This is a genomic window from Acetobacter indonesiensis (assembly GCF_000963945.1).
Lineage (GTDB): Bacteria > Pseudomonadota > Alphaproteobacteria > Acetobacterales > Acetobacteraceae > Acetobacter > Acetobacter indonesiensis.
This window is the reverse complement of record NZ_BAMW01000020.1, coordinates 1-8,939: the sequence shown is the minus strand read 5'-3', so window position 1 is coordinate 8,939 and position 8,939 is coordinate 1. Positions and strand designations below refer to the sequence as shown.

Sequence of the window (8,939 nt, the reverse complement as noted above, 5' to 3'; positions counted from 1 at the left end):
AACGTTTTAAAAGGGAGCCAGCAGTGTCGAATGGCTACCCATTCGACAGCAGGCAAAGGGGAGTTCCTCCCCCGTTGACCCCCTGAAGCATAGAAAACTATCCTTTTTACCCTGCACCTTACTGGGAGTACGCGTATGGAAAAAAGGGGATTCATGGGAGCAGCTTTGCGCTCCTCCTGACCAGTTTCCAAACCAGCGAACACAATGCGTCCGCTGGCTGCTATTTCAAAATTCAAATTTCGGAAATTAAAAATAATACTCCAAACAATCAACAGACATTGATTGCTAAATACAAAGACAAACAAAATATTTGCCTTTACCCCCGCAAGTATTTTTTATGCAAAAAGTATTACTTATAATTAATTATTTATTTTTGAGATTTTTTCCGCCTGCTTGTTTTTGAATTTTATCTATATATAACAATAGAATAACATAAATCTGGAATATAATAGCTTTCATATTATCTATATTGTATGGCTTTGTTCCTATTTTTTTTCTGCAAATTTAAAGAAAATTGTCTTTCTTAAAAACAGATAATGCCTATGTTCGTGATTGATTTTTTATTTCGAATCAGGAACTATAATTTCATCACAATCTATTCCGAAACAGACACCTTAGAAGGAAGTGAAAAATGTTTCGCAAAATACTTATGAGTAATAAAACAAAATTATTTCCATATTTTACTGCCCTCATTCCTTTAATATTGAATCAAAATGTATGTAATGCGCAAACCACGGAAACATCCGCCTTTAAAATTTTTGATGAAAAAAAAGCCCTCGGCACCGCGGGTCTGAGTTCTTTAGAAGGCTCTAGCGGCGGCGGCATCGCCAGTTGGGCTACAATCGGTGGATACGGAAGTTCTAAAGGCTTAGGCACAGCATTTCATTATACTTATGTTAATCTTTCCGATTACCAGAACCAAAATATTGGTGGACTCATAGGCATTAAAAACCGCGTCGAGATCTCTTATACTCACAATTTTTTTCAAACTGGCGGTACAGGTAAAAAAATTGGCATCGGTAAAGGCTATCAATTTGATTTAGATATTGTCGGTGCAAAAGCACGACTACTAGGTGACCTAGCTGATACAAGCCTCATTCCACAAGTGGCAATCGGAGTTATGTATAAACATAATGGCGACAAAACAGTTATTCATAAAGTTGGTGCAAAATACACCAACGCAGCAGATGTATATCTTGCCGCAACTAAAATATTTTCAAGAGCACATATTATACTTGATACAACCCTAAGACTTACAAAAGGTAACCAATGGGGTATCCTTGGTTTTGCGGGTGATCGTCATGATCGCTACTCGCCTGAGTTTGAGGGATCTATAGGATATCTCCCTCCTTTTATTCCTGGCCTTGTGGTCGGAGTTGAATATCGGACAAAACCGAGAAACCAAAACTCTACTCCAGAAAGTAATTGGTTCGACGCATATGCAACCTATTTCGTGAATAAGCATCTAAACGTAACACTTGCTTATGTCTCGTTAGGAACAATTGCAAATTATCGTGATCAAACCGGCGTATATGCTTCACTACAAACAGGGTTCTAAAAAAATAATTAAAGTCATTCTTGACTGCCCCACGGGTTTGCTCCCACAGTGAACCCGCAGTCACCATGTGAAGGATGATTTCATCTGAAATTATCGTTCTGTTTCAATGGGTTGTCTGATTTGTTGCGACCACGGAGAGCGGGTTCGAGTCCCGCAGTTCGTATACCTTAACATGTTGATTTTATTAAGGAAAAATGATTCCGATTTTACTATAAAAATCGAAGCCATCACAACCCGATGTCTCTGATGCCTATCTGCTCGGAATCATGCCATCGAACCTAATCTGCTGGAACAGCAGTTTCTCCGCAACCGCCTTCAACCAGAAATGGACGGCGGATATCACATGCTAAATCAATGATTTTTACAATTCGTAGAAGCTACATTCCACACTCCAATAGGAAAGTCCTCTGGATCATGATGGATGCCATCTTGTGAACGTCACTCCATCATCCCAAAGAGAATTCCTTTATCTGGAAGCTGTGGCCTTAATATTGGCGCTGGAGCGTAGATCCCGATAAACATTCTCTTTCCGAACGTGAAAGAAATGTCAGTGCTACAGCTACGGCCAATTTCGATTACAGCAGCATAGTTGCCAGACCGACCTGCGGGCCTGCATCGGCAAGACGGCGATCCAGAGTGCACAGTGTCGCACCATGATCCGCACAAACCGCCAGATGAAGGGCATCTCCGGCCCGCAGACCCAGAGCATACTGGTCTGAAAACCTTGCCGCCGTTCGGAAGTTCTGACTGGTCACTGGCAACACCCCGATACTGTCAGCACACAAACGCGTGAACATGGCCAGGCTGTTCGCGCGATCGATGACGGTAATTTGCCCCGTTCGAAGCTTGATCGATAGCGCAGAAGAAAATTCTGTCACGACCCAATCGCTGATGAAAAGATCTTCAGGTGCCTGAGCGCCAAGCCAGTCCTGCATCCGGGAAGTTTCCCGCTCATTGGTCAGGGCCGCCACCAAAACCGATGTATCAATATAGACGCTCACTCAATATCTCGCCTCGTCACGCATGTCGCGGACAGCGGTCGCGGCAGTCTCTGTTTGCAGCGTCATAGCGTCGGTCAGTGAGCGCAGAGCACTCACGACAATCCGTTTACGCACGGGCTCAGGTTTGACGAGTTGCGCAACCACCTTGCCGCGACGCAGAATACGGACGGACTCTCCATCCTTTGCTAGGTCGACCAGACGACTAAGATGAGCTTTAGCCTCCACCAGATTGACGGTCTGCATCGTAGACTCCGAACCATTAAACTGGTCACTTTGTAGCATGAGATCGTCAATATGCCTATGGAAATATGTGGGTGGCGGCGAGCTATCGCACCTCTCTCAAACCCTCCAATGAGGCATCACAAACTGATAGAGATGTCGTTAGATACCCCAAAAGAGCGGTAACTTCTTGGGCCCAATTTGGGCCCACCCTGATGTGATATCCTGTTGCATCCAGTGATACTCAATGATATAAATCTTTCTGTTATCAACAATTTAAACGGAATAACCCAGCCATTTAGTCACTACTTATCGCCCTTTCACGGCGGCAACACGGGTTCGAATCCCGTACGGGACGCCATTGTTTTTACAGTGTTTTTTTGGCGAAACTCCTCCAAAAAATATTAGTTTTTGCACCAATTTTGCACCATCGTGAGGAACGTCGTACACTCCTCTCATGGTCGATGACACAAAACCCCCTTGCTGGTGTTGTCATGAGCGGGCGCATGGATCCCGCTACGGGTAACCCCCTCCCTCGCGGCGTAAGCTATCGTGGCCCAAAGCAATACATGACCCGTAAAATGGTCGATGGTCGGCGGGTACAGGAAACCTTCTCAAGTGCGGCACAGGCCAGGCACTAGCTTAATGAGACCACCGCCAAGGCGGAACTTGGCCAGTTCACAGATACCCGTCCCCTCGACAAAATGACGATTGCATCCCTTGTCGAGCGATATCGTGATGAGTGCATGGCCGACCGTAAAGCAGACCGGATCGGGCATATCCCAGCTATTCTGCGTGACACCGCACTGTCTTCGGTACGATTATCGAAATTCTCTGCCGCAGACGTTCGTGGTTTCCGCGAACGCATGAGCGCGGCCGGATATGCGGCCGCGACAGTGGTGAAGCGCCTTAATCTTCTCGCCTCCATTATCCAGCATGCCATTTCGGAATGGGACATTGCCATCATAAACCATGCGTCTGGTCGTGTTGTAAAACGTCCGGAAGGCGCTGACAAAAAGCGTAACCGTCGTCTCCAGGAAAATCGGGACATTTCCCTTCCAGGAGAATTTGAACGTCTGATCAAAGCCATCGAAGCCTCCCCCCACCCTGACGACGTCTGGCTTGTGCGATGGTCAATCGAACAGGCCACACGTCGCGGCGAAGCCCTACAGCTGCGTTGGGGTGACATCGACCTTCAACGCCGCACCCTGAAACTGGGCGGTGAGAGCGGAAAGACCAAAACACACCGCCATCAGGAGGAGCACGGACCAGAGATACGCCCTCTCACACCGGGCGCACGTCGCCTCCTAATCGAGAGACTTGCAACGCTTCCGCATCATCCCAAGCCCTCACAGGCACTCTTTGATGTCGGAACTGAAGCAGCTTTCAGTGTCCGATATGGCCGCATGGTACGAGATGCCGGATTGAAAGATCTGACCTTTCATGATCTGAGGCACGAAGCAACCAGCCGGTTAGCAAAATTGCTGCCTAATCCGCTCGACCTCAAACGCGTTACAGGCCATCGCGACCTGAAATCACTGGATCGCTATTATCAACCCGTACCTGAAGACATTAGTCGTCAGATTGAGGAAGCTGAACGTGTATTGGGTATGCTGTCGGAAGATAAATCCCTGAAGGACTGAAGTCTCTTCATCTCCAGCAATAACCTTATCTCTTCACCAGAAAATGGAACGAGAGGTCAGAAAGAATTTTCTTTCTCTGATCTCTCTTCCTGTGCTATCAAGTTCTCACGGGTCAACACCGTTCTTCTCCCAAAAAAACAATCTGAAATCTTGTGTCCTTTGGGGGAGTCCTGCATCTGTGACCCAGTCATCCGTCACGCCTAAAGTTTTGCGCTATCGCGATGCCGCAATCTATATGGGTATTAGTCATGGCCGATTACGGAATCTGGTAAGCGAAGGACGTGGTCCAGCTTCCGTCACCTATGGCAAACGGGACAGGGCTTTTCCAATTGCCGCGCTGAATGGTTTATCGACCAGCGGACAACTGGCTATCAACCTGCTACGCCAGAACCCATCACCGTCAAACGTCGGCCAGGCCGTCCCCGCAAGACCGAACAACGCAACCAGAAACAGATGGCACATTGGACCGTAGTCATGACGGCACTGTTTATGACCTATCTTCTCTGGGCCTATGGCTTTCTTAGTATTGCAACAGACTCCATGACAAACTGAGAACCATTAAAGAAACAGTACTCCCCGCTTTTGCCCTCTAGCAGATTACGTGTGACGTATCTGGAAGATAGAGGGATCGAAGAACCGTTTTTTGAACTCCTATTTCCTGATGTTAAGGCTATGATATTTTGATTGATCGTTGTCACTCACACGATGAGCTTTTCCTTTTCTGAAGAGAAGAGAAACGTCCCCACGAAAACACCTCAAGAAAAGCCTTAAATACTGCCAGATAAGTCTAAATGACCAGCCACACCAGACAACTCAGGGGCATATTTTGATGGTTTGTATCGGGGTTGAACACATATCAATAATATTCAACACACGAGCCGATTACAGAGTAAGAATTTACGCTATCGCGTCTGCTTACTTTAATTCTATCTCAGAAAAAACGGGCATTCCCTCTCTCCTTGCTACAACGGGGAGAGGGATCCTCCACGTTGAGGCGTCCTGACTCCAATAAACCAGAATTTATCTTCACTAAAAGATTTTATGAGAATCCCCTATGAGATTACTTCCATTTCCCTCAGATAATCTGGTATTCTCTATCATTATAGCGTGGCTTTAACTGATAGTATCGCCCCAGAACACTTTCAAACTCCAATGTTTCGTCAGAACTGGATCTTATTGTCTGGTGCCCGGTCAGATGCATGATCCCTATGGGCTGATGAGGGTAAAAAGGATCCACAAATCTTTTCCTGAATTCATCGTAAAGCGGTGGCTCGTGCAATGTGTAGTTACATGCTGGTGAAAGTCTTTGCGACGGCATACGGTCCACACAAGACGCTCTACAACCGCTGGAAGCGCTGGGGTGCTATGGGGGTCTTCATCCGCATGATGGATGGGACTGGCTGCTGGCAATGCAGAGCCTCAGACGATCATGATTGATGCGACCTATTTCAAGGCACATCGCACGGCTTCGAGGCTGCAGTTAAAAAAGGGGCTCCAGGCCGTCTGATCGGGCGCACCAAAGGCGGGATGAATACGAAGCTGCATGCCGTCACCGACCGGAACGGACGTCCGCTCGACTTCTTCATGACAGCAGGCCAGATCAGTGATTACACCGGTGCGGCTGCCCCGCTGGACGGTCTTCCGCCAGCCGAATGGATGCTGGCGGACTGAGGCTATGATGCTGACTGGTTCAGGAATGCTCCGAAGGAAAAAGGGATCAAACCCTGCATTCCAGAGCAGAAATCCCGCGGGAAACCGATAAAATACGACAAACGGAAATACAAAAGACGCAACCGTATCGAGATTATGTTCGGGAGGCTCAAGAACTGGAGGCGGGTCGCAACACGCTATGACAGATGCCCAACCGTCTTTTTTCCGCCATCTGCCTCGCTGCAACCATCATGTTCTGGTTATGAGTCCTAAGCCTAGTGTATTCACACTATTAAACATCTTATACCAGATCTCAAAAAGTCTATTTATTGCATTTTTTACTATCGATATTATTATAGTTCAATTGATAAACTATAAAACCCTCTTCAAGGTAGCCATTAGGATATCTTGCTATTTCATGAGCATTTTCCAAAAATCGCTTTCTTTGTTCTCTAGTTACAGTGAAAGTCCAATAATTATACATATACTTTCTTGTGGATTTTTCGGATTTTTCATCCATGACATTATGAGCGATACGTCTAGAATCCATAATATCATTTACAATCAAAATCAAAGGAGGGCTCTCATTACATACTGCCAACTTCTGTGCAGCATGTAGTAAATCATCTAAATTGTAGTTAAATATATTTCTATACGGAACAACAAAATCAAAATTATCCAATGAAAGCATAAAAACATGATTTCCTGTGTAATATGGAATAGGCTCCAATATATAATCAACAGAAGAAATAATTGTAGATTTTTTTATCGATTCATTACTTAATAAAAATTTGTAAAATTCTTTTGAGCGACTATTGGGTAATATCATTTCATGATATGAAAACATAATTGAAAAAATAAATTGAGAGCATATTAATAAATAAAATGAGAAATTTCCTATTTTATTTATTTTATTATTTGTTGATTTATTATTTGATTTTTTCTTTATCCATAATAACGAAACCATAAGCATTACCCAAAGGGCTTCGTGCCTGTAAGAACCCGGATAAACTACTGAAAATAATATAAAGAATGAAAAAAGTGTTATAATCGCCGTTGAAAATAAAACAGTATCTCCAAACAAACAAAAAACAGATAGTATTATAGATAAAATATTTGATACTTTCATTATATCATATAACATTGTTGCTATAATTTTATTATGAAAATAGTTAAGAAATAATTCCTTATTTCCATAAACTGCTATATGCTTTAGAAACCGAATTTTAAATTTTCCAGCAATGCCGATTGGATGAGCAGCTGCCAAATCATAACGTACAGGATAAATAGTTAGATAACACACAAGAAAACCAACAATGCCAAATATACTATTAATAAGAATCTTTTTAGAATCTTCACTCCATGTTTTATCATGCCGATACCAGGAATTTAATGGCCATAAAATAGAAAAAACAAGAACTATTATTGCTGAATGAATGTTTGTATTTGCAAGGAAAAATAAAATTACTCCTGTGAATATATATTTATACCTATATGATGAAAAGCAGATTGCAAAAAATACCATCAACAAAACACTAATGCCATAGTTTCTTGACATTACTGTATATTCATACAGAATTGGATATCCAAATATGATTAAACACCGCAAACCATAACTAAATGGTGATTTAAATAAAACAAAAAACACTACAATTAACGATATAATAAAAGATAAAATTGGTAATGCATGAAAAGAATTCGTAATAAGAAACCCAATTTGTTGAATTTTGTAAATCAGAAATGGATGCGGATTACCCAATAAGTGAATATTTGATGTTCTACCTATTGCTATCATAAAATTTCTTACTTCGTCACGCCACATAGCATGGTAAGACATTAACAGCACAACATTTAATATCCACACAATAAAAATAATATATAAAATCTTACTATTAATGTATTTTTTTATATTCATCAGTTAATTTCTTTTTCTATTTAGCATATTTTTATATATCATAAATAAGAGTTTAATTCAATGTCGTCACCCGACCAGCAATCTGACGCGCTGCCGGATGGCCTCAAGCTCTTCTGGTAAAACTTTGCCCTTAAGTTTCGCTTTTCTCACGCGCCAATCTAGACTTCTCACCTGATCTGACAAAGCCACACTGGCAGTTTTTCCAGCCAATGCAACTTCAAAAGGATAGCCTTTAATTCTGGTTGTTGTCGGGCAACACAGCATCATTCCAGCTTTAGCGTTATAACTGGCAGGACTCAGCACAACAGCAGGTCGGTGCCCAGCCTGTTCCCTGCCCGCCTGCGGATCAAACTCAAGCCAGACAATTTCCCCACAATCAGGAACCCAGAGTGTCTTTGCTTTGGCACTCACCAGCTTTCACCACCGACAGACGAACCGAAGTCCATTTCATCATGGCGGTTCTCGTTCGTAATACCGGAAACTAATTCTTCCAGTTTAAGAGGAACTGCTCTGACTGGTTCTATAATGATGCGTCCATCTTCTTCCCGCACATCGACGGCCTGATCAATCTTCAGACTGACGGCTTCAAGCACGCCAGCAGGGAGACGTATGGCTGCACTGTTCCCCCATTTCCTGACAACTCCTTGCATGATGATTTTCCTCAACTAAAGTTTATACGTCGTATATACATCATATCATCACCAGAGGCCAGACAAATCCCTCTCTTGACTGCCCCACGGGTTTGCCCGCACAGTGAACCCGCAGTCACCATGTGAAGGATGATTTTGTCTGAAATTATCGTTCTGTTTCAATGGGTTGTGTTGTTGGTTGCGCCAAAGAAGAGCGGGTTCGAGTCCCTCAGACTTTTGCGCTACAGCCTTGAAAAGACGCCATAAAACCGGATGGTGATGGGTGAACGGGACTTTCCCGGTTGTCTTCCCAGTCTGGGAACT

10 protein-coding genes and 1 pseudogene are annotated in these 8,939 nt (G+C 43.7%); 5 read left to right on the top strand and 6 right to left on the bottom strand.

Annotated elements, in window-relative coordinates:
• Positions 1-631 precede the first annotated feature (631 nt).
• A complete protein-coding gene (locus tag Abin_RS06845) occupies positions 632-1,558 on the top strand; it encodes a DUF3034 family protein (protein ID WP_255319407.1) in 927 nt (308 codons plus the stop codon).
• Positions 1,559-2,133: 575 nt separating this feature from the next.
• On the opposite strand, the gene Abin_RS06840 is transcribed toward Abin_RS06845, so the two are convergent.
• Together Abin_RS06840 and Abin_RS06835 are read right to left on the bottom strand one after the other, a co-directional pair.
• Entirely contained in the window at positions 2,134-2,559 is a 426-nt protein-coding gene (locus tag Abin_RS06840) for a type II toxin-antitoxin system VapC family toxin (RefSeq protein ID WP_006560249.1), read from the bottom strand.
• Positions 2,560-2,784 carry a type II toxin-antitoxin system Phd/YefM family antitoxin gene (locus tag Abin_RS06835; RefSeq protein WP_255319408.1) on the bottom strand — a complete coding sequence of 75 codons (225 nt, stop codon included), beginning with the start codon at positions 2,782-2,784 and terminating at the stop codon, positions 2,560-2,562.
• A 488-nt stretch (positions 2,785-3,272) separates the two neighbouring features.
• Between Abin_RS06835 and Abin_RS16080 the strand changes: the two genes are divergently transcribed.
• The 3 genes from Abin_RS16080 (at position 3,273) to Abin_RS06825 (ending at position 4,893) form a co-directional block, all read left to right on the top strand.
• A complete protein-coding gene (locus Abin_RS16080; RefSeq protein ID WP_306297650.1) occupies positions 3,273-3,419 on the top strand; it encodes a hypothetical protein in 147 nt (48 codons plus the stop codon).
• A gap of 63 nt (positions 3,420-3,482) precedes the next feature.
• Entirely contained in the window at positions 3,483-4,421 is a 939-nt protein-coding gene (locus tag Abin_RS06830; protein WP_306297651.1) for a tyrosine-type recombinase/integrase, read from the top strand.
• Positions 4,422-4,599: 178 nt separating this feature from the next.
• Complete coding sequence (locus Abin_RS06825) at positions 4,600-4,893, top strand: hypothetical protein (RefSeq protein ID WP_146867717.1); 294 nt, start codon at positions 4,600-4,602, stop codon at positions 4,891-4,893.
• Between the two features lie 603 nt (positions 4,894-5,496).
• Here the strand turns inward: Abin_RS06825 and Abin_RS06820 are convergent.
• Complete coding sequence (locus Abin_RS06820) at positions 5,497-5,658, bottom strand: hypothetical protein (RefSeq protein ID WP_158319895.1); 162 nt, start codon at positions 5,656-5,658, stop codon at positions 5,497-5,499.
• An 80-nt stretch (positions 5,659-5,738) separates the two neighbouring features.
• On the opposite strand from Abin_RS06820, the pseudogene Abin_RS06815 reads away from it, so the two are divergent.
• A pseudogene (locus Abin_RS06815) lies at positions 5,739-6,337 on the top strand (IS5 family transposase); the annotation flags it as partial.
• A gap of 56 nt (positions 6,338-6,393) precedes the next feature.
• Here the strand turns inward: Abin_RS06815 and Abin_RS06810 are convergent.
• The 3 genes from Abin_RS06810 to Abin_RS06800 all read right to left on the bottom strand — a co-directional run bounded on the left by Abin_RS06810 (position 6,394) and on the right by Abin_RS06800 (position 8,636).
• Positions 6,394-7,986, bottom strand: a complete 1,593-nt coding sequence (locus tag Abin_RS06810; RefSeq protein WP_146867718.1) for a hypothetical protein — start codon at positions 7,984-7,986, stop codon at positions 6,394-6,396.
• Between the two features lie 66 nt (positions 7,987-8,052).
• Entirely contained in the window at positions 8,053-8,397 is a 345-nt protein-coding gene (mazF, locus tag Abin_RS06805; RefSeq protein WP_048845617.1) for an endoribonuclease MazF, read from the bottom strand.
• The gene (locus Abin_RS06800) at positions 8,394-8,636 is read right to left on the bottom strand and encodes an AbrB/MazE/SpoVT family DNA-binding domain-containing protein (protein WP_048845616.1); all 243 of its coding nucleotides are present in this window, start codon (positions 8,634-8,636) and stop codon (positions 8,394-8,396) included. The genes mazF and Abin_RS06800 overlap by 4 nt, the downstream gene beginning before the upstream one ends.
• Between the last annotated feature and the right edge of the window lie 303 nt (positions 8,637-8,939).